Source organism: Rickettsia sp. TH2014 (assembly GCF_019249195.1).
GTDB lineage: Bacteria > Pseudomonadota > Alphaproteobacteria > Rickettsiales > Rickettsiaceae > Rickettsia > Rickettsia felis.
The window spans coordinates 1-21,035 of record NZ_MXAX01000291.1 but is presented as its reverse complement, the minus strand read 5'-3'; the positions used below and the strand labels follow the sequence as shown (position 1 = coordinate 21,035).

Genomic DNA, 21,035 nt, shown 5'->3' with positions numbered 1-21,035 from the left:
CTAAAGTTAACTGACCATCAGCATTAAATAGTACAGCTCCGTCTGCCCCTAAATCTAATATTTGATTAAGAGTCACCTGTCCGGTACTATTCATGTTAAATCGCTTTGTAAATATAGTATTATCAATTACAATACTACCCGCTCCTTTAACTTCAAGCTCTTTAAGGCGATGTGTATTATCCTGACCTATTGTATAAGGACCTCCATTATTGGCTATAGTAAGATTATTTGTAGTTGCCTCTATTCTTACTATACCGTATTCATCTTCTGCATCCGATGGATTTAAGTTGGCATATAACGTAAACTGCTTATCCGCATTACCAGTATTTATTAAATCTAACTCTGAACTTGCTCCTTTAAACGCTATACTTGTTCCATTATTTAATAAATCTATATCACTATTAATACTATCAACATTGAAAGTAACATTATCTGCAATATTAGTTTCTTGAATGGTAGTAATCGTTGGATCAGTAGCCGTAGTAACTCCGGCATTTACATTTAATGTTCCATTTAAACCGTCAGTTATTGCTCCTCTAATTGTAGTACCATTACCATTTATATTTAAGACAGAATTTGCACCTATAAAATTAAACCTTACTCTCCCTGTATTTGGCGCATCTTGAATAGGATCAACAGCAGACAAAGTAAGTGATTGACCTTTGGAAAGATTAAAATGTATATTTCCGGCACCATTGGCTGTAGTAGTCTTAGTTATTATAACATCGTTATTTACATTTATTGTTTCTGAGGATGCACTTGTGTAAAAGGTGCTATTTAGAGTTACTGGGGCATTAATATTCAAATTAATACTATTTGCACTATCCCTCCACCCATCTGGGTAAATGATACCTGTTGTAATGCGCTATAATCATTTACTAGAGGAATATTGCCACCCCCTGCATTACCATTTAAAGTAATATTTATATTAGTAGCATTATTAAATCTTGTAATATTTAAACCCTTTACAACACCGGACATTGAACCAATTGTAAGATTTATAGCTAGATCCGTGCTACCGTTACCGACCGATATTGTAGTTACTTCTTGGTCAGCTCGTATAGCACCTATATTATGAGTACCGCTATTTGATACAGTTATATTACCGGAATTAATCACTTCAATAGTATTTCCATCAACAAATGGTGGATTAAAATTAGCATTCGGATTATTAAGATTAACATCCCCCAACCATTTGACTAACAGCTGCTGCATATATTTCATTTACCGGTATGGTCAATGACAGACCTAATATTGATGCGGTTGCTAGAAAACTTTTTAATATTCTAGATTTTTTCCTCATAACTCTTAACCTTATAGTTGATTTATTGACTAAAACTTTATATTAAAACCCTTTAATTTATTAATTTTTATGTAAAGTAATGATATATTTATTGAATTGATGAGGTGTTTTTACAACATTAGGTTTTAGTCTATTAACATATTAATCAGGAGGTTAAAATTAGATAAGATATTAGGTTCTGTGAACATTTCTAAAAAAGATTTTTTAAGTTATAATTTTCTAAAAAATTATCTATTATCATTTTATCTTTTTCATCTATTTTTGAATTTTCCGAGCTTATACGGCTATTAGATAATTTATTTAACTGTACTATTAAGTTAGCTAGTTTATTTAAGGTTTCAGTAACATTTTTGGTATCTTATTTTCATTTCTATGCAGCGTAATACGTACTAATGCATCTTCGAGTAGAATAATGAGTCTCGCTATAAGGTCATACAAATTATTTAACGTATCGCTAATATCTTTAGTCATAATCTATCACCGTTTATAATCGGTGGAAATCCGACAAAAGCTCTTTTTTCATTTAAAGTCATGAAATTAGCATTAGAGATTTTAGCTCATAAATTTTCACGCTTTTCGGTTAATGCAGATATAGAATCACGATCAAAATCAATAATAATATCTTCCTTAAAAAGATATGAAAACCAATTACTCATACTATCCGCAATTTTATCAAGTAAAGGGATTAGCGTTTCTTCCCATAAAGCAAGGCGTGCTCCCTGCATATTGCTGTAGGTATTATCACCATTAATACCAAGCAGCTGCGGCGGCACTCCAAATGCTAAAGATATTTCTCTTGCCGCAGAGTTTTTAGATTCAATGAAATCCATATCCTTTGGGTTGATACTCATTTCTTGCCAGCCAAACCCTCCTTCAGGCGGCAAAGGCTTACCGGCATTACTATTACCGCTAAATTTCTCTGATAATTGAGTTTGTAACCTCTCAAACTGTTCATCACTAAGATAACCGTTACTATCTTTTACTATTAATGCACCGGAAGGTCTCGCCCCGTTTTGTAATAATGAATGATTCCAATAAGAAGATTGTTGATGTAAATCTATAGGAAGCGAAGCGGAGTCTAAACAGGATAACCCGTAATGCTGATCTAGAGGATGATAGTTTTTTAGATGCAAGACTCTACTCATCTTAGCTATATGATCAATCTTATAAATCCTATCACCTTTGCTACTTTTATATCTATAAGCAACTAAATTGTCATGTTCTATAACAAGCTCAGTAGCAAGAGCCGGTAGTAAATAAATTGCTTTAGGATATGAACCCAGAGTTGATAAAATATGACTATTACCGAATAATAATTTGCTTGCAATCAGCTCACTGAAAAAAAAATCCGCACCGGCTTTTTCAGGATTCAGTCTTTTTAATAAATAATGTACCGGATGGTCTGACATTACTTCTCCGGTTCTAGTTTTAAGCACTTTCCACGGCACATGCCCCGCCGATTGGGCAATTAAATTAATACATCTATATACTATAACATTTTCACGATAAGCTTCAGTGCCTACTCTAACTCTCTTTAAATTACCGTATGCAATGTCGTTTAGTTTAATAAAATTTTGTGATTTGGTAGTACTATTCTTCCAAAACTTTTTCCAATAATTTTTTATCATATATCCTAATATATTTGTTGTTTTCAGGATTATATAATGATTTGGGAGATAGACTAAGAGAGCTTAAAATAATAGTACCGGACAGTTTTTAAAAAGATTTCGATGTCATTCCTGCGAAAGCAGGAATGTCTTGTTGTGTAGACCGGAAAACACACTCGATGTCATCCCATGGCTTGGCCTATAGTACCTGACAATTTTTGTTCTATGTCATTCCCGCATAGGCGGGAATCCAGTAAAATAAAGCTTTTAAAAAAAGCTTTATTTTACAAAAACTATGTAATAAAAAATCTTTAAAATTAAAGATTTTTTAGTCTGGATCCCCGCTTTCGCGGGGATGGCATCGGGATCTTTAAAAAAATGTCTAGTACTATAGGATTGACCACGGGATCCAAAAAACAATTAATCACTAAAATTATAACTAATATTTTTTCTAGCAGAACTTATATCTTTTAAACGTTCACAAACCTTTTCAAAAACTTGTTTAGGCAAGATATTTGAAGCATTAATTTGTAAAAATTTATCGTCTTTTAATTTAATCGAAAAAGAAGGTTCTTGGAATTCCGGTCCATCAATTTCTCTAGCAATTTTTATATAATAACCGATTATATGACTGTTGTAATAATCATTTTTACTAATCATTTTCTTAGCTATTTTATTAATCTGCATGTCAGTTTTAGCAGTATAAGTAACCGTAAGAGCAATGCCGAGCATAAGACGCTGTCTGTGACTAAAAGGAATATCTGAAGATAGTATAAATTCTGAAACAAAATTTGCTCTGAGTGTTTTATCAATATTTTTATTATATTGTGCTAGCATTATAGCGAGTTCAATAATAATAAGAGTCGTAGCATCGGAATTAATTAAAAGATATTGTACTGCTTCAATATATTTTTCAATTTTACATATATTCCTATCAAATTTTACTAATCTCTTCACCCTCTCATAAATAATATCTTTTTCTGTTTCATGAGACGGTAACGAATCAAATCTTACTCCTTCTTTTAAACCGTAATTTGAGATAATAATCTTTTCCGGTGAAAATACCTTAATCATCGCTTTTATTACTAGAACTGCATTATAATTTATGGCTTTCTGCTCGTAATAACTCAGCTTTAATTTATCGATTTGCGATAATTTCTCTAAATATAACTCAAACTCTACACGATTTATTTCAAAATTATGTAAATTTTTAAGGGGATAATTTATAGACTCCATATATATACGGCTCATTAGACGTAATGCACCGCCAATTAAATATAAATTAGGGTGATGTGCCGCTCCAAATTCTTCCTCTAGCATTTTAGTAATCAGCCCAACATCACCAAAATTGCTACTAGCAATAATTTTTGTACCAAGCGGCAATGATTTTAATTTACCGACTTTTTTATTTCCAATCTGAGCAAGCTCAAGACTTCCACCGCCAAGATCGGCTACAATACCAAAAGCATCACTAATGCCGGAAATTAATCCGGCAGCAGTTAAATAAGCTTCACGTTCACCTGAGATAATTTCAATATCAATATTGAATCTCTTTTTAATTATAGCTTTGAATTCATCTGCTTTAGGATGCCCCCTAAGTATAGCTGTGGCAACACATCTAATATTAGTAACGGACAGTTTGGTAAAAATATGGATAAGATATTGTAGAGATAAATATGTTTGATGTTTTACGTCTAAATTATCTAAATTAAGTAAATTTGTAAGATAATTTCTAAATTTATAATTAAAAATTTCCGGAGCTCCAAGCTCATCACTTTCATAAACTACAGCTCTTAAAGCATTTGAACCGATATCAATAATAGCTGAACGCATTTTTGGATCTTACTCATTATTTTCCGGAGCAGTTGTTGTTTCAGTCTCTTCTTGAGCCTCATTATTATTTGCCCTAGGATCAAAAGGTACTTGAGTAGGTACAAAAGTCGGCGGTAATAATCTACTAGTAAAAAACTTATCTTCGTAATACTTAATTTTACGAGATTTTATAGGCGGAAAGGATTCTATTAAAACAATTTGCTCATCTCTCGGTAACTGTATTACTTCTTGAGGTAAAAGTAAAGCTCTTTGAACTTGAGAAACGTTTTGGGTTCTAGTAGAAATATTAAGGTCAAAAAATAAAGGTTTACTAAATGATCGTTGTTCTACCGTCTTATTACCGACAAGCTGCGATATTAAATTTGCCGTTTCATAGTTATTAGCAGCAAAAGTAATACGGTATGTTGCATTAGATAAGAAAGAGTTCATTCCCGCATCTTCATATGTTCCTTTTAACTGCTGCGTATCTTGAATAATCAAGAATAACCGAACTCTATAACCTCTAAAATAAGCTATACCGGCTTTAAAAGTATCCATCTTTCCAAGTGTCGGGAATTCATCAAGCAAGAACATTACCCCATGCGGCTCTTCCTTTAAATCCGGCATTTTACGGCTTAAAAATTCTGTCGCCTGCTGATAAAACACCTGCATTAATTTTTGTAAACGCTGTATATTATCGGGTGTTAACCCTACATATACGGTTGTTTTGACTTTTTTAAATTCTTGTACATTGAAATCAGAAGATGCAGTAGCAGAATCAATAAGCGGATTTGCCCATAATTCAAGCGATGAGTTCATTGTAGATATTACACCCGAACGCTCTTTATCTGCTTTTTGTAAAAACGCAGCAATATTCATATATGCAACAGGATGTATTACACCGCCAAGCGTATCGAGTACGACCGCTAGATTATAAACTACGTCGTCACTTCTCATGGTACGCACTACTTCACCGAAAGATTTAGTTTTAGTAGGATCGGCTATTAAATATAAAGTTACACCTAAGAATAAACTTCGTGCTTCATTATTCCAAAAATCCTTTTCCGGCATTATAAGATTTGAAATTTTCTGCACGTCATCAACCATCTGCCCTGGCTTAGTACTAACCCAATCAATCGGATTGTAACAATGCGTAATACCATCGGGATTAGAAGGCTCCCATACAAAAACTTTCTGACCTTGTTTCTCACGCCAACCGCTCGTCAAACTGTGATTTTCGAGCTTTATGTCATGTACTACTACCGAATCACTCCAAAATAACAGGTTAGGTATCACAAAACCCACACCTTTACCTGAACCTGTAGGAGCAAATAATAAAGCATGCTGGAACCCGTCTGCAACAAAATATCCACCGGCATCAACACCTATTAACATACCTTTTTTGGATCTAAGACCAGCAGCCTCTATATCTGACGGATTAGCCCAGCTAGCATCTCCATATACTTTTTCCGGTTGCTCAAAAAATTGTAATGATTTTATTCTTTCAAAATTTTTAATGTAAAATATTACGACAACAATAGCAGGACCAAGAAGAGATGCAAGTAGCTTCAATTTTAAATAATTATAGTCGGCAATTTTTAACTGCCCCCAAACGTTAATAAGCCAGTAAGCCCACTTATAAGCAATATTTATAGCATTTATATCTACACCTAAAGCTCCAACCTCATTAGTAAAAATTGCAACAAATGCACCGCTTATCCAAATGGTACAAAAAATAACAACCGGATGAATTATAGCATGACCGAATATATTTCTTGTAACTCTAAGTATCTTGCGCCATTCCATGAATTGATATTCCTAGTTTTTACTTATTACTTAATATTGTTAATATTCCTACTAAACTGCCTATGTCATTCCTGCAGAGGCGGGGATCCAGCCGCTTTTAATGTCACCCCGTGACTTGATCACGCGGTCTAGTCCTTTTTAAATTTTTTTTCTAGATACCGTGGTCAAGCCATGGTATGACAATAAAAAGTACTGGATTCCTGCTTTCGCAGGAATGACATTATACATATTGCGTAGAAAGCGGTAGACGAAGTTTAATTTGAAAAAGAGCAAGGTGTTTTATATTTTTTGGCTGCAGCGTACAACTAGTACGTGAGGATTAAAAAATATAAAACAACGACGCCAATTTTTCAAATTAAACGAGTCTACACCATGCCTTCGGCGTTTTTATTCTTCTTATAATACACTTCCGAAACATATCTTTTCCCACCGCTACCGCGTTTTAACTGCACAACGATATCTACAACGGTTAAAATATACTTCTTTACTTCTTCAGGCGGCATACCAAGATCTGCTTGCATAACCATAAGCTTTAACTGCTCAATAGCCATAGCGGGACTATCCGCATGCAGTGTTGATATTGAACCGGGGTGACCTGTATTAATAGCACGCAAAAAACTAAAAGCTTCCTTACCTCGCAGCTCACCTACTATAATTCTATCCGGTCTTAAACGCAAACATGCCTCTATTAAATCTTGAGTAGTAACATTTGCGCGTCCCTGTCCTCCTTTGGAAGCAAGTAAATGCACTCTGTTAGGATGGCTTGATAACACAACCTCACGAGCATCTTCTACAGTAATTAATCTTTCTATTGCAGGTATTTCAGTAAGTGCAGCATTAGTAAAAGTAGTTTTACCGGTTGAAGTACCGCCACTAATTATGATATTTTTCTTTGAAACAACTGCATGTCTAATAAATTCTTTAATCTTTTTTTCGGCTAAGAAATTATTTAAAATTACTGCATCTTCATCTACTAAACTCTCTGTTGCAGTATCATCAAATGCTCCCATTTTAGCATATTCATCTAAAGTTAGATTCATACCGCTAGGCTTTCTTATAGAATAAATGATTTGTCCTATCTCACAAGCAGGAGGAAATACTATTTGAATACGATAACCGTTCGGCAAAGTTGCGGAAAGTAAAGGCTTTTCTTCCGAAATCATCTGTTCGGTAGATTGAGCGACTAAACGCCCTAATGAAAGTAGATGTTCACTATCCAATTCCGGTATTTGCTTAGAATATATATCGCCTTTTTTTTCAACCCATGCTTCCCCAGGCTTATTAACCATAATCTCGTTAATACCGTCTTCAGCAAATAAATTTTTAAAAGGCAGTAAAAACGTCTCTAAGGCTGCAAATTCTTCATTCATTTCATTACCTTTGACTTTAATAAAACGGCTTTTGGGAATTTATAATCCTTATTAACGTATATTCTAACCGGCGTACCTTGATTAACCGTTGTCGTCGGCTTAAACTGCTGCTGAGTTATCATATTTTGTACAACATTCGTCACATCCGTAAAAGCTTGAGTAGAAGCTTGTTGTGCTTGTGTCGGAGTCGATGCTATAGAGGTAGTAGTAAGCAAACTTGAAGCTGCCGTATTAACTGCCTGCACTAAGGTTTGAAGTCTCTGCTCAGCAGTATTCGCTGAAGAAGCAGTTTGTGCTGTTGTACATGCTTGAGTCATAGTAGTATAAGCAGTCGAAGTTTTATCGGTAATAGCAGCAAGTATATTAGTACAAATTGTAACTATCCTAGTATTTGCATCCATAGCGGTATTAGCCGCAATAGTTTGAGCAGTATTTAACAATTGTGTTGCCGTAGCACTATTGGTAGCTGCTGCCTGTGAATCTATAGGAGGCGGCACTAACTTATCAAGAACTTTAGCAAGACCTATATTAAAGCCGGATTGTAATACGGCATTTGCAAATTGTTCTTTATATTTATTATCAACTCTACCTTGTAGTCCAGGTCTACCTAAATTATCAACTGCAGGGGAGTCAAATTCTATAGTATAACCGTTAGTCAAATCTATTCTATCCCATATTATAGATACTCTACCATAACTGCTCGCATCAGTTGAGGTTGCATATTTACCGAATATTTTTGATCCTTTCGGTATTAATATAACTTTATCTTTCTCAGAAAATACATCTCTACTAATAATGGCTCTTATTTCACCGCCAAGATCACTATTTATTGCCGTTTCAAGTACTGCATCAATTAATTTACCGCGTCCAAGAACCAAAGACATATCACCGCGATCTTTAAAAGTCGCTTCTGTCGTAATCTGTTCCTGTGTTTTTTTAGGCTCTACACCACCAACTAACACTATAGCTGATTTTCTTTTTGCTTCACGACGTTGCTTCTCTGCATCACTCTCAACTAACGTTCCTGAAGTCGAAGGCAACGAAACCGGCGGCAATGGAAGCGTTTTGTCTTTATTCTCTTCTACAGGAGTAGTAGGAGGTAAGACCGGCGGAACTTCTACTACTGGAGGAGGAGGTGGTGGAGGAGCAGTAGGCGTCTCAAGCTTAGGAGGGTCAGGTAACTTTGGAATCTCCGGAATATTATCATCAACATCCGTAACAGGTTTTACAATATTAGTCGGCACTTGAGTCTTCGGTATTTCTTCTTTTTTATTAGCGAAAAAAAGAGTATAAAAAATATATATAAAAATACCGCAGATTACGACTACTATCGCAATACTCTTATTAAAGCTAACTGAAACTTTTGATAATTCTCTCTGTACTTCAGGAGCATCTGCTCCTGATAAAGAACCGGTATCATTATTATTTTGCTCTTCAGCCATATCTAAATTATATTAGTTAAAGTGTTTTGTTTTCATTCCCCGCGTGAATCAGTTTTTCCGTCATTGCGAGCAGTCGTAGACTGTATGGCAAGCTCATGAAATAATAACAAACTCCTGAGATTGCTTCGTCAAAACTTACAGTTTTTCCTCGCAGTGACGTATCTACACAACAATGACATCGATTAAAACCTTGCCATGTAATTACCATTTTTCTTAGGATAGTAAAATTTAATTACATATACTAAATCCCTTTCATTACCCATCATAAGTTCCGTAGAAGCGATATCAAATTCATAAGTTCTTTTATTAGTTATAATAGTCATATTTGTACGGATATCTTTTTCAAGGGGCTTAATAAATAATCTATTTGCCAAAGGAGTTATTTTCCAAGCATAAGCATCCCCAAGAATTATATTTTGGATTTCTTCATTTTTAGCAAATTCTATATGCGATTGAAAGCCAAAATGCAAAACTAATAAATAAACTTCATTTGGATTATATATATAAGTTTTTATTCTATTATCTTTAGTTATAGATAAATCATCTACATAATTATTACTACTATTATTACATGGATCATCTACAAGTGGACATTCTCGTTGTACTGTAAAACCACTTAATAATATAAAAACTAAAAAATAAAATCTAACTATTGTCATCGTCTACCCTATATCCGTTAACTTGAAACCCTACCGGATTTATGTCAAGTTCTGAATCTGTTAATTGCATAGGCACATAAGCATAACTTACTACCGCTATTTTATTATAAACTAATTGGCTTCCTGATGTTTCATTTACGGAAAATCTAACTATATATTTATCTGCTGCGATTTTTGACCATGATTTTATTACTAAAAATGTAGTATTATCTTCTTTATATTTTATCGTAGGATCAAAATCTTTATTTCTTATATAACCAAGATAATTATAATAAACACCGCTTGTTGAAAATAATCTTATTGTCGTACGAGCTATCGTTGCAAAATCAACTGGATTATATGTTTCCCGTGCTGTTATGTATTTCTTTATAAAATACCTTGTAAGAGACTCATCCGCCGTTAATACCGGTGATGAAATAGGTTCTACCACCGAGGCACGTCCAGTATTACTATTAAGCTGAATAACAAAAGGATCAAACTGTTTAGATTTTACTACAAATGCTATTACTAAAGTTGATATAACCATAAAAATGGTTAGTAGTATTATTAATATGATAAGTAAGTTACGTTGGACAATTAACTTATCGGATCGCTCTTCATACCAATTCTGAGTAATTTTTAAAGGATTAGCTGATTTAACACTTTCTTGATTTTGTGTATCTCCTGAACCGCTTTTCGAGTTGTTACTTGATTTAAAGAAGCCAAATATATTATTCATATCAAAAGTATTTTTATTATTACATTGTTATTGCATAAAACTATTACTTTTATGCTATATTTACTGAATTAACCGGTCTTCTTATACAAGGATTTATGCTTAAACTCGATCCATCATCTATATCAGCAGAAACGCATGGGCTTTTAATTTCATAAGGAGCTGAAGGGGTACATGACAGTAATTGAGCAAGCATCATTAATACTAATAGAAACTTTAATGATTTTAACATTCTAATTATACATTATTAAATTATCTTGTTACTATTTTAAAATTACCTTACTATACAATAGTTCACAAGCATTTTTTGAAAAAATCTATTTATAAATATAAAAAAATATTAAAAAGATTGTAAACTATTATACTCTGAAGTAAATAAAGAGTAGTTATACGAAGTTCAACTTGAGAGCAGAGCGTATACTTAATACGTGGCTACCTGCGGACTTATAAAGATATAGTCGCCAATTTTTCAAGTGGGACGAGTACAACATAATAACTATCATCAATAATTGTTATTGTATAATTTTAATTTATAATTTATTTATTTTAATTTTAAAGTTAAACAATATTTGGTATTGTAGCAACAATATAAACTTATTTTATAGCTTAAATAACATTAAATTAACAAATCATAATCATATTATAATAATTATGATAGAGTTAAAACAGAATAAATTAGATATTAATTTAGTAATTATGGACCCATTAACCAACGCAATACAAGAATATATAAAATCCGGCGAATATTTTATTGATGCAAGAAAATGGTATAATTTTAAGTATATCTTACCGTTAAGTCATAGAAGTCTTCTGCTTTTAATATGCACGATTTTTACCTTATTATTAACCTTAATTTGTATAAATATCAACATATTGCTACCAATAAACGAAAAAGTAAGTTATTTAATAAAAGATGATGCCGAAAAACAAGCTACCGTTACTAATACTAAACATTCAACACTCGCCAATCCTTATATCGCTGTTGCAAATATTATGCTTCAGAATTATGTAAAACAACGGGAAGAATATAATTACGATATATTAAAAGAACAATTTACCTTTATCAAAAATGCTTCTACGAGTATTGTTTATATGCAATTTGCTAATTTTATGAATATTGATAACTCATTATCACCGGTCATAAGATATCAAAAACTATATAGACGCTCAATTAATATATTATCAATTAACAATATAAACGATAACGCGGCAGTTGTTACTTTTGAATCATTAGCACAAAATAGTACGGGTGAAATTTTAGAAAATATGGTATGGGAAGCAAGAATCGGATTTATAATGGATTCGATCAGCACAAGTACATCACCTGATATACCCTTCAATTTTACCGTTACTAGTTACAAGCTAAAGTTATTAAGGAATAAAAATCAGAAATAATATGAAGCAACTAATAATATTTTGTACTTTTATAATACTTACATTAGATGTATTTGCTCTTACTATATCACGACCTCTAGGTCGAGACCCGCGTCTAAGAGTTATGACTTATAACCCTGACGATGTTTTCAAATTCACAGGGTATTACGGCTATCAAGCAAGTATAGAACTAGCAAGAGATGAGGAAATAGTCAGTATTTCTATGGGAGATACTACTTCATGGCAAATAGTACCTGCCGGCCATAGGATTTTTATTAAACCGATGGAACCGGACGCTACTACTAATATGACTTTAATTACTAATAAACGAACTTATTTCTTTGAACTATATGCCGCCGAAACTCTTGATATGCGTGATCCTGAAATGGTTTTTAACGTAAAGTTTCTTTATCCGGATGACGAAAATGACAATATGAGCGGTCATATGCAAACTTTTTCTGCTTCCCTAGCCAGTCCCGATCTTACTCATCCTGAAAAATATAACTTTAATTACTATATTAGCGGCAGCGAAGAAATAGCACCTATTAAAATTTTTGACGACGGCGAATTTACTTATCTACAATTTAGAGATAAAAACGCTGAAATTTCCGGTATTTTTGCTGTAGATGATTCACTTCGAGAATCTTTAGTAAATTATCGCCTTGCTCAAGATAATCCTAATATGGTGATACTTGAACAGGTTTTTCCTAAGCTCGCTATACGTAAGGGTAAAAAAGTCACATGCGTATTTAATCAGTCTTTCAAAACGTATTAATGTCTACCAATGTCATTGCGAGGAGGTATTGTTGCGTGGTTCAGGTTTACCTTTGTCATCCCGTGGATTGACCACGGGATCCAGTCTTTTTTAAATTTTTTTTGGATACCGTGGCGGGGACGCGGTATGACAATGTAATGTCATATTTAATATACTTTCTTACTTTGATTTTACTAACTAGCGGCTTATTTATAATGCTTACAAGCCGTAATTATATTCATAAAATTATCGGGCTTGGAATATTTCAAAGTTCGATATTAGTATTTTATTTAAGTATCGGAAAAATTAAAACAGGCGGTGTACCTATTTTACAAGATGGGCTAACTACTTACACTAGCCCTTTGCCTCATGTATTAATGCTCACTGCTATAGTAGTTGGGTTTGCTACTCTTAGCGTAGCTTTAAGTTTAATATATCAAATTTATAAACATTTTGGTACAATATCAGAAAATGAAATTAATTTTGATAAATGATTTTTTCAATTATGTTATTCTATACCAAATCGTCATTGCAAGAAAATTACGAAGTAATTGACGAAGCAATCTTAGGACATTTGACGGGATTGCCACGCAGCCTACGGCTGCTCGCAATGACGATGGAGAATAAACTTCCATGATTCTAGTTAACCATTTCCCTATCATACAAATATTACTTCCTTTATTCGGGGCTTTGCTCTTAATAACATCTTTTCGCTTTACCGCCATTGCACGAGTAATTACTACGATTTGCATTTTATCTAGCCTTTTGGTCAGTGTTTATGGATATAGCATTATACAAAATACGGAGCTATCTTACACCATGGGAGGATGGAGTTCAAAAATAGGAATAGAATATCGGCTAAATTCACTAAACCAAGCTATTATTATTTATCTTAACTTGGTTTTATTATTCTTTTTGGTTTTTTGTCATAAGATTACTAATCGAACAATCTTAAAATATATCAACAACAATAGAAAATCTTTATTTTACGGTATATTATTATTTGCTCATACGGGCTATTTAGGAATGATTAGTACTAATGATTTCTTTAATTTATATGTGTTTATAGAAATTTCGGCACTTAGTAGCTATGTATTGATAGCCTCAGGTAATAATCCAAAATCTTTAATCGGAGCTTTTGATTATTTAATCATAGGGAGTATTGGAGCGACTCTTATTCTTATAGCCATAGGATTTTTGCTAAGTATTACAGGTAGCTTAAATATGTATGATGTTGCAACTTATCTACAAGCACATCATAACTCTCGTATAATCACTATGGCTACCTGCTTTTTCTTAATAGGGGCTATTTTAAAAACAGCTTTTTTCCCTATGCACTTTTGGATGATGAGAGCTTATAATAACACGGCTTCGGTTATTTTAGTATATTTAGCAGGGATTTCTACTATAATAGGAATATATATAATATACAAATTTACTTATATTATTATAGGCCATGAGACGATTAAAATTTCTATTACAAATTTTATAAGACCTATCGCTTTAGCTACTCTTATTATAGCTCCGTATTTTGCTTACCGTGCAGAAGACTTCAAGAATATTATAATTTATTCATGTTTCACTCAAATAGGTTATGTATTTCTATTATATGTTACTGAGGGCGGTATAATAATTTTACCGAGCTTATTACTTACGGACAGTATAAATAAAATAGCTCTTTTCTTGATAGATGCTTATAATGAAAGCTATAAAAAGAATTCTAACAAAATTTTAACCATAATTATTATTTGCAGCTGCGGCTTACCTATCAGCCCATTATTTTTTATCAAAATAAATATTCTCGGATTATTATTTAGACAAAAACTATTATTAGATTTTGTTATAATCTTACTAAGCTCCGTAGGATCACTATTTTATCATTATAAGCTGGTGAAAGTTACTTTTTGGAAGAATTGATTAACCTTTGACATTATGAAAATACCTCGTCATTGTGAGGAGTTGCGTTAGCAACGACGCGGCAATCTCATAAAATAATTTAAAAAACTCCTGAGATTGCCACGCCAGCATAAATGCTGGCTCGCAATGACGGGGCTTTTCAAAACTGTCTGGTATATAGGTCAAGCGAACTAGGTGACAAGGGAAAGGAAAACATGATTACACAATTTACTACTCCGAATCTCTTAATCTTATCTACTTTATTAGTAGGGGCATTAAACTTAACTAGTCCGTATGCTACTAAAAAAGATAGTTTTATACGTAATTTTTTACTTATTACTATCGCCATTTTTTTCTTCGGTAATATTTTAATTATTGATTGGCTGTTTTTAAAAGGTATAAGAGCAGGATTTGAATTTAATATATTCAGTAATTACTCTATAGGATTCCATCTTGAACCTTTAGGTCTTATATTCTTAAGTTTAATAGGCTTTTTATGGATTTGTGCTTTACTTTATACTCCCAAATATCTTGCTATTAATAATATAGAACACTCTTCTAGATTCTTATTTTTCTTTAACTTAACTATTCTAATCGGTGTTTTAATTGCCTTATCTAGCAACTTATTTACGATGTTTATTTGCTACGAACTTTTAACTATTTCTACAACATTCTTAATAGGACATACTAGAAATAACATAGTACTTAGCGGGTTATACAAATATCTAAAAATTCTGATGATTTCCGCTACGTTATTATTCGTGCCGGCAGTGATAATTATTTATACCAAAGCCGGTAACGGAGATTTTGCGAGCGGTAGCTTAGTAGAAAGTTATTTTTCTCACAGCCAATCCATTATTTTATTATTAATGTTTATTTTCGGTATTGCCAAAACTGCAATTTTTCCGGTGCATTCATGGCTTCCTGCCGCAATGGTTGCACCTTACCCCGTTAGTAGCTTACTGCATGCTGTAATAGTAGTTAAAACAGGATTATTTTGTATTTACAAAATCCTATTATATATATTCGGGTTATCCTATTTACAAATGATATTCACAGGGTTTAACTGGTTAATTTTCATACCGATAGTAAGCATATTTTACAGCTCAATCAAAGCCCTAGGCACGGATAATATCAAAAAAATACTCGCCTATTCCACTATGAACCAACTAAGCCTTGCCTTACTTAGTGCTTTCATGCTAACGCCTAAAGCGCTCGGAGCTGCCACCTTACATTTGGTTTCGCATTCTTTTACAAAAATCTGCTTATTTTATAGTATGGGAGGTATTTACAGTTTAAAGAAAACCGATCAAATACAGAATTTACACGGTACATCCAAAGAATTTCCTTTAATTTCTTTTATTATATCCATCTCTTCATTATCATTAATCGGTATACCTATCTTTAGCGGATTTATTAGCAAATTCTCGATATTACTTGCCGCAAGCGAACAAAATCAAATCATCGTTATGATTGTCGTAATAGCTAGTAGTATCTTCTCAAGCCTTTACCTTCTCAAAATACTAAGCTCTATTTATAAATCTTCTTTGGTGGAGTCTAGCGTAACAAAACCACTCCCCTCTTCTATGAGAATCAGCATAATGATTTGTGCTTTAGCTGTAACATTATTTTACTTTATCCAAATCTTAATCAGAGAATTTTTAGCTTATATTACATAAATATGTATTTACATAATTTATGTATTTACATATAATCATACAATATGCAATTATTTTTGAGGATAAATATGGCGCAAATTATTAGTGCAACAGAATTTGTGCGATCTTTTTCAGATATTATGAATAGAGTTTACTATAAAGACGAAAGCTTTGACGTGCAAAAAGGTAACCATATCGTAGCAAGAGTTTCACCTGCAGAAACCAAGCCTTCTATGGCAGTAAGAGACTTAGAAGAAGCCTTTAAAAATGGTCCACATCTTGATCCTAAAGATGCTGATCAATTCATGAAAGACATCGAAGAAATAAGACGCAGTACTAGACAAGATATTAAAAAATTGGTTGAAAGATGGGATTAATTATTGACACTTCTATAATCATAGCTTTAGAAAGAGGAAAGGTAAGTACTAAGCAATGGTCACATTATGGTCAGGCTTATATTAGCCCTATTGTGTTAACTGAACTATTAATAGGAGTAGATAGAGTCAATAATGAGAATAAACGTATAAAATGTTTAGCTTTTATAGAATATGTAAAAAGTCTGTTTACTATATTACCTTTCGGTATTGAAGAAGTATATACATATGCACGTATTATTAATGATTTATATAAAACAACGTATAACTATAGGAACCCATGACATGCTAATTGCAACAACGGCAATAACGCATGGTTATCCTCTATTAACTCTAAATGTAAAAGACTTTAAAAGAATTCAGCGATTAGAAGTTTTAACAGTTTCTTCTAACGATTAAAATGTTTATTCAAAATACCAAATTTACATTTCCGCTTACTAATTTCGAGCTTATGTTTGATTTTAACCTGCAAAATCAGCTAATAGCTCTCGCATTTCTAACTGTTACTGCTATCTTAAGTCTTTATACAATTTCTAAAAATAGAAAGTTAGAGATGCTAATAGGTAGCTTATACTGTTTATCATCTATTATATGTGTATTTACAGCTGGTTTTATTTCCATGATAATCTCGCTTGAATTCATGACGATTTTTGCCTGCATAACTATTTTTTGTGACCAATTAAAAATGAAACCGGCTCGTCAATATTTCCTTACTCATCTATTCAGTAGCGGGTTAATTTTGATTGGCATGACTCTTCTAATCCAAGCAACAGGTAATACAGCTTTTATTTCTTTAACGGAATCAGTAAATAATTTTGAGTTACCGGCAATATTCATACTTGCAGGTTGTTTGATTAATGCCTCAGCTATTTTTGTAAACGGTTGGGTGGTTAATTGCTATCCTGCAGCTTCAAGTAGCGGTATTGTATATTTAATAAGTTTTACTACTAAAGTTACTTTAATTATCATTTTAAAATTATTTAGCGGTCTTGCGATACTTAAGTTTTTTGGAATATTAATGATTATTTACGGGTTAGTATTTTCTTTAATTGAGAAAAACCTTAAACGATTAATATGTTATCTTACCGTATCACAGCTTGGCTTTATATTAACGGCTATTAGTATAAATACTCCAAACATGGCTTATCTTATTACAAGCTTTATATTCATACATATACTATATAATGGGTTATTTGCTTTATATTTTACTTATATAGAAGATGAATACAGTATTAAAAATTACCAAGATCTTCAGAATACTCAAATTAATTTTATTTTATTAGGAGGGTTTGTAGTTAGCATATTAATATATACATCTATACTGCCTATTAATTCTTCTTATATCAAAGACGGAATTGCCAATCTTTTAGATGCAAATAATATTATTATATTTTCCAAGATAGCAAGTTGTGCCGTATTATTTGGGTTGTTGATGGAGAGTTTACTATCGTCATTGCAAGCGACTAAAAGGAGCATGGCAATCTCATCAAATATCCTGAGATTGCGTGCGCACAAGACTACGATTTTCCTCGCAATGACGTTAAAGTACTTAACCTACCTCTCCTCGTGCATAATAACTTTATGCGTATGTTTATTCTACCCTATTCAAATATCACATACTGCTAATTTTAAGCTAGTTATCCTTGCAACCTCAATATTATTGGCTTTAATATTTAGAAAAATACCACGCATTTCGACAGAAAACATAAACCTTGACCTGTACCAATATATTGAAAAATTTATATATTTCAGTATCGGTAAATATAAAGAAAGGACAGACAGTACCGAAGATACAGAAGAATATCTTAATTTTAAGGTTATTTGGGATAATATTTTAGGTAAAATATCTGCATGGCATAATCAGCAAACTGCTATATTTATTATATTATTCCTATTAATTAGTTTGATTTTAACATTACAGTAACTCAACGTCATTGCGAGAAAAAACTGAAAGTTTCGACGAAGCAATCTCAGGAATACTACTTCATGAGATTGCCACGTCGCTTCGCTCCTCGCAATGACGTTAAAAATTGATTACACAATAAATAAATTTAGCATATGAAACCACCAACCGCAAATAAACAAAATTACAGCTTTGAAGCCCACGGACAAACAATAAACGATGATTATCAATGGCTGCGTGATCCTAAATGGCCAAATGTAGCAGACTCTAAAATTTTAGACTACTTAAAGGCTGAGAATAAATATACCGAAAATTTCTTTGCCGATCTGCAAAAGGATAAGGAAAAGATTTTTGAAGAATTAAAAGGACGAATCAAATTAGACGATGAGTCAGTTTATGTTAAGAAAAAAGACTACTACTATTATCATAGAGTAGAGGGGAATAAAAATTATCCGATATATTACCGGAAGCATAATAGTATGGAAGCACATGAAGAGATAATATTAGATGTTAACTTTCTTACGCCAAACGGCGGTTTTACCGATGTTGCTAAGCTTGCAATGTCACCTAATCAAAATTTAATGGCTTATAGCGTTAATTTTACAGGTAATGAGCAATATAATATCAAAATATACAATCTTAAAGAGCAAAAATACTTACCTGATAATGTAACAGATATAGCACCTACTGTGATTTGGCATGAAAAATTAGACGGCTTTTTCTATATTACTATTAATGAGAATCAACGCTGGGATAAAGTAATGTTTCACCGTCTAGGTGAAGATGTTACTCAGGATAAATTAATATTTGAGGTAAAAAACCCTTTTCATTTTATCAGCTGTGGGAAATCTGCAAGTAACGAATATATTTTTATAAATTCAGGCGATCATAATGAAAATGAAATTTATGTAATTTCTATGCGGGATAATAATTTTACTCCTAAATTAGTACGAGCTGCAGAAAATAAAATATTCTATGGTGTAGAACATAATGATGATTATTTTTATATTAAAACTAATTATAAAGCTAAAAATTTCCATATTGTAAAGCTACCGGTAAATAATTTTGAAAATGCTAATTGGGATGATATTTATATTAAGGAAGAACAAGACAAATATTTAAAAAGCTTTGAGGTTACAAATAATTATTTAATCTTAAATTATCGTGACCAAGGTTTACCGCTAATTAAAATAAAGCAATTTAAAGATTTACAAGAAAAAATAATTCATTTTCCCGACGAAAATTTCCAAGCAAATAGCTTTTCTACAAACTTTGAGGAAGACGATATCAGAGTAGATTACTCTTCATTAGCAAGACCAAATACCACTTATAGCTACGATTTTGATAGTAATAAATTAACGATATTAAAGACCCAAGAAATACCATCGGGCTTTAACTCAGAGGAATATAAAGTAGAGAGAATATTTGCAGATAATGGAGACGTAAAAGTACCTATTACTTTATTCTACAAAAAATCTTTATTTAAAAAAGATGGCTCTAATCCCTTATATCTAGTGGGTTACGGAGCTTACGGTATCGCTATGCTGGTTAATTTTAGAAATATGGCGGTAACACTTGCGGATCGTGGCTTTATTTATGCAGCTGCTCATATTAGAGGCGGTGATGATTTAGGTCATGATTGGTATGAATCCGCTAAGTTTTTAACTAAAAAAAGCACCTTTGAAGACTTCATAGCTTGTAGTAGAGCTTTAATCAACGAAAGATATACAAGTAATAACAATATAGTAATAATGGGCGGCAGTGCCGGCGGTATGTTAATTGGCTATGTCCTCAACGAAAGACCTGAACTCTATAAATTAGCCGTTGCTCATGTACCGTTTGTAGATGTCCTTAACACCATGCTTGATGAAAGCTTACCGTTAACTCTCTTGGAATATAATGAGTGGGGCAATCCGAAAGAGAAAGAATATTTTGAATATATTAAATCATATTCTCCTTATGATAACATAAAAGCACAAAACTATCCTGCTCTATTCATTACTTGCGGTATATCCGACCCACGTGTAGGTTACTGGGAACCGGCTAAATGGGTAGCAAAATTACGAGAACTAAAAACGGATAATAATCCCTTATTATTAAAAACGAATATGGATACAGGGCATAAAGGCTCTGCCGGTCGCTTTGATTATTTGAAAGAGATAGCTGACGAATTAGTATTTATTTTTAGAGTATTTAATGTGGAGATTTAGTGGCTTCTTGCTGGAATTATGTTATGTCATTCCCGCGTAGGCGGGAATCCAGAAAATGATTGTCACCCCGTGGCTTGACCACGGGTCCAGTTAAAAATACTAAATTTTAGTATTTTTTATTATTTTTATGGATACCGTGGTCAAGCCACGGT

Annotated in this window: 17 protein-coding genes and 3 pseudogenes; 9 read left to right on the top strand and 11 right to left on the bottom strand. The window is 32.7% G+C overall.

The genetic code is table 11. From position 1 onward, the window contains the following. From KYQ89_RS06095 to KYQ89_RS06045, 10 genes and pseudogenes are all read right to left on the bottom strand, one after another. Window positions 1–805, bottom strand: a pseudogene (locus KYQ89_RS06095) (autotransporter outer membrane beta-barrel domain-containing protein); the annotation flags it as partial. Beyond that, window positions 802–1,215 carry a hypothetical protein gene (locus KYQ89_RS06090; protein ID WP_218460839.1) on the bottom strand — a complete coding sequence of 138 codons (414 nt, stop codon included), beginning with the start codon at window positions 1,213–1,215 and terminating at the stop codon, window positions 802–804. The pseudogene KYQ89_RS06095 and the gene KYQ89_RS06090, both read right to left, overlap by 4 nt. A gap of 555 nt (window positions 1,216–1,770) precedes the next feature. After that, window positions 1,771–2,931 (bottom strand): annotated as a pseudogene (locus KYQ89_RS06085) (phage portal protein). A gap of 399 nt (window positions 2,932–3,330) precedes the next feature. Next, on the bottom strand, window positions 3,331–4,743 hold the full coding sequence (locus KYQ89_RS06080; protein WP_218460838.1) for a Ppx/GppA phosphatase family protein: 1,413 nt from the start codon (window positions 4,741–4,743) through the stop codon (window positions 3,331–3,333). Between the two features lie 9 nt (window positions 4,744–4,752). Beyond that, window positions 4,753–6,528 (bottom strand): type IV secretory system conjugative DNA transfer family protein, encoded by a 1,776-nt coding sequence (locus tag KYQ89_RS06075; protein ID WP_218460837.1) that lies wholly within the window; start codon window positions 6,526–6,528, stop codon window positions 4,753–4,755. 365 nt (window positions 6,529–6,893) lie between these two features. Beyond that, window positions 6,894–7,898 (bottom strand): P-type DNA transfer ATPase VirB11, encoded by a 1,005-nt coding sequence (virB11, locus tag KYQ89_RS06065; RefSeq protein WP_011270800.1) that lies wholly within the window; start codon window positions 7,896–7,898, stop codon window positions 6,894–6,896. Beyond that, window positions 7,895–9,340, bottom strand: coding sequence for a TrbI/VirB10 family protein (locus tag KYQ89_RS06060; protein WP_218460836.1), 1,446 nt, complete (start codon window positions 9,338–9,340; stop codon window positions 7,895–7,897). Before KYQ89_RS06060 ends, virB11 begins: the two co-directional genes overlap by 4 nt. A gap of 182 nt (window positions 9,341–9,522) precedes the next feature. Next, a complete protein-coding gene (locus KYQ89_RS06055) occupies window positions 9,523–9,999 on the bottom strand; it encodes a TrbG/VirB9 family P-type conjugative transfer protein (protein WP_218460835.1) in 477 nt (158 codons plus the stop codon). Next, window positions 9,986–10,717: a virB8 family protein gene (locus KYQ89_RS06050; RefSeq protein ID WP_218460834.1), complete on the bottom strand. Its 732-nt coding sequence runs from the start codon at window positions 10,715–10,717 to the stop codon at window positions 9,986–9,988. The genes KYQ89_RS06055 and KYQ89_RS06050 overlap by 14 nt, the downstream gene beginning before the upstream one ends. A gap of 49 nt (window positions 10,718–10,766) precedes the next feature. After that, entirely contained in the window at window positions 10,767–10,946 is a 180-nt protein-coding gene (locus KYQ89_RS06045) for a DUF2706 domain-containing protein (protein ID WP_218460832.1), read from the bottom strand. A 464-nt stretch (window positions 10,947–11,410) separates the two neighbouring features. Between KYQ89_RS06045 and KYQ89_RS06040 the strand changes: the two genes are divergently transcribed. The 3 genes from KYQ89_RS06040 to KYQ89_RS06030 all read left to right on the top strand — a co-directional run bounded on the left by KYQ89_RS06040 (window position 11,411) and on the right by KYQ89_RS06030 (window position 13,336). Then, the gene (locus KYQ89_RS06040) at window positions 11,411–12,109 is read left to right on the top strand and encodes a virB8 family protein (RefSeq protein ID WP_218460840.1); all 699 of its coding nucleotides are present in this window, start codon (window positions 11,411–11,413) and stop codon (window positions 12,107–12,109) included. Window position 12,110: 1 nt separating this feature from the next. Continuing rightward, complete coding sequence (virB9, locus tag KYQ89_RS06035; protein WP_218460830.1) at window positions 12,111–12,863, top strand: P-type conjugative transfer protein VirB9; 753 nt, start codon at window positions 12,111–12,113, stop codon at window positions 12,861–12,863. Between the two features lie 137 nt (window positions 12,864–13,000). Next, window positions 13,001–13,336 (top strand): Na+/H+ antiporter subunit C, encoded by a 336-nt coding sequence (locus KYQ89_RS06030; RefSeq protein WP_218460829.1) that lies wholly within the window; start codon window positions 13,001–13,003, stop codon window positions 13,334–13,336. 9 nt (window positions 13,337–13,345) lie between these two features. On the opposite strand, the gene KYQ89_RS06025 is transcribed toward KYQ89_RS06030, so the two are convergent. Next, complete coding sequence (locus KYQ89_RS06025; protein WP_218460843.1) at window positions 13,346–13,594, bottom strand: hypothetical protein; 249 nt, start codon at window positions 13,592–13,594, stop codon at window positions 13,346–13,348. Between KYQ89_RS06025 and KYQ89_RS06020 the strand changes: the two genes are divergently transcribed. The 6 genes and pseudogenes from KYQ89_RS06020 (at window position 13,476) to KYQ89_RS05995 (ending at window position 20,883) form a co-directional block, all read left to right on the top strand. Next, entirely contained in the window at window positions 13,476–14,759 is a 1,284-nt protein-coding gene (locus KYQ89_RS06020) for a proton-conducting transporter membrane subunit (RefSeq protein ID WP_218460828.1), read from the top strand. The genes KYQ89_RS06025 and KYQ89_RS06020 overlap by 119 nt on opposite strands. 194 nt (window positions 14,760–14,953) lie before the next feature. Further along, window positions 14,954–16,417 carry a proton-conducting transporter membrane subunit gene (locus KYQ89_RS06015; RefSeq protein ID WP_218460827.1) on the top strand — a complete coding sequence of 488 codons (1,464 nt, stop codon included), beginning with the start codon at window positions 14,954–14,956 and terminating at the stop codon, window positions 16,415–16,417. Window positions 16,418–16,461: 44 nt separating this feature from the next. Beyond that, on the top strand, window positions 16,462–16,773 hold the full coding sequence (vapB, locus tag KYQ89_RS06010) for a type II toxin-antitoxin system antitoxin VapB (RefSeq protein ID WP_371920420.1): 312 nt from the start codon (window positions 16,462–16,464) through the stop codon (window positions 16,771–16,773). Continuing rightward, window positions 16,764–17,169 (top strand): annotated as a pseudogene (vapC, locus tag KYQ89_RS06005) (ribonuclease VapC). Before vapB ends, vapC begins: the two are co-directional and overlap by 10 nt. A gap of 1 nt (window position 17,170) precedes the next feature. Beyond that, on the top strand, window positions 17,171–18,694 hold the full coding sequence (locus KYQ89_RS06000; protein ID WP_218460825.1) for a proton-conducting transporter membrane subunit: 1,524 nt from the start codon (window positions 17,171–17,173) through the stop codon (window positions 18,692–18,694). A 134-nt stretch (window positions 18,695–18,828) separates the two neighbouring features. After that, window positions 18,829–20,883 carry a S9 family peptidase gene (locus KYQ89_RS05995; RefSeq protein ID WP_218460824.1) on the top strand — a complete coding sequence of 685 codons (2,055 nt, stop codon included), beginning with the start codon at window positions 18,829–18,831 and terminating at the stop codon, window positions 20,881–20,883. The last annotated feature ends 152 nt before the right edge of the window (window positions 20,884–21,035 follow it).

Excerpts from the sequence above, each read along its gene's own strand:
- KYQ89_RS06090 (WP_218460839.1), bottom strand. The coding sequence starts at position 1,215 with ATGCAGCAGCTGTTAGTCAAATGGTTGGGGGATGTTAATCTTAATAAT.
- KYQ89_RS06080 (WP_218460838.1), bottom strand. The coding sequence starts at position 4,743 with ATGCGTTCAGCTATTATTGATATCGGTTCAAATGCTTTAAGAGCTGTA.
- KYQ89_RS06075 (WP_218460837.1), bottom strand. The coding sequence starts at position 6,528 with ATGGAATGGCGCAAGATACTTAGAGTTACAAGAAATATATTCGGTCAT.
- virB11 (WP_011270800.1), bottom strand. The coding sequence starts at position 7,898 with ATGAATGAAGAATTTGCAGCCTTAGAGACGTTTTTACTGCCTTTTAAA.
- KYQ89_RS06060 (WP_218460836.1), bottom strand. The coding sequence starts at position 9,340 with ATGGCTGAAGAGCAAAATAATAATGATACCGGTTCTTTATCAGGAGCA.
- KYQ89_RS06055 (WP_218460835.1), bottom strand. The coding sequence starts at position 9,999 with ATGACAATAGTTAGATTTTATTTTTTAGTTTTTATATTATTAAGTGGT.
- KYQ89_RS06050 (WP_218460834.1), bottom strand. The coding sequence starts at position 10,717 with ATGAATAATATATTTGGCTTCTTTAAATCAAGTAACAACTCGAAAAGC.
- KYQ89_RS06045 (WP_218460832.1), bottom strand. The coding sequence starts at position 10,946 with ATGTTAAAATCATTAAAGTTTCTATTAGTATTAATGATGCTTGCTCAA.
- KYQ89_RS06040 (WP_218460840.1), top strand. The coding sequence starts at position 11,411 with ATGGACCCATTAACCAACGCAATACAAGAATATATAAAATCCGGCGAA.
- virB9 (WP_218460830.1), top strand. The coding sequence starts at position 12,111 with ATGAAGCAACTAATAATATTTTGTACTTTTATAATACTTACATTAGAT.
- KYQ89_RS06030 (WP_218460829.1), top strand. The coding sequence starts at position 13,001 with ATGTCATATTTAATATACTTTCTTACTTTGATTTTACTAACTAGCGGC.
- KYQ89_RS06020 (WP_218460828.1), top strand. The coding sequence starts at position 13,476 with ATGATTCTAGTTAACCATTTCCCTATCATACAAATATTACTTCCTTTA.
- KYQ89_RS06025 (WP_218460843.1), bottom strand. The coding sequence starts at position 13,594 with ATGCAAATCGTAGTAATTACTCGTGCAATGGCGGTAAAGCGAAAAGAT.
- KYQ89_RS06015 (WP_218460827.1), top strand. The coding sequence starts at position 14,954 with ATGATTACACAATTTACTACTCCGAATCTCTTAATCTTATCTACTTTA.
- vapB (WP_371920420.1), top strand. The coding sequence starts at position 16,462 with ATGCAATTATTTTTGAGGATAAATATGGCGCAAATTATTAGTGCAACA.
- KYQ89_RS06000 (WP_218460825.1), top strand. The coding sequence starts at position 17,171 with ATGTTTATTCAAAATACCAAATTTACATTTCCGCTTACTAATTTCGAG.
- KYQ89_RS05995 (WP_218460824.1), top strand. The coding sequence starts at position 18,829 with ATGAAACCACCAACCGCAAATAAACAAAATTACAGCTTTGAAGCCCAC.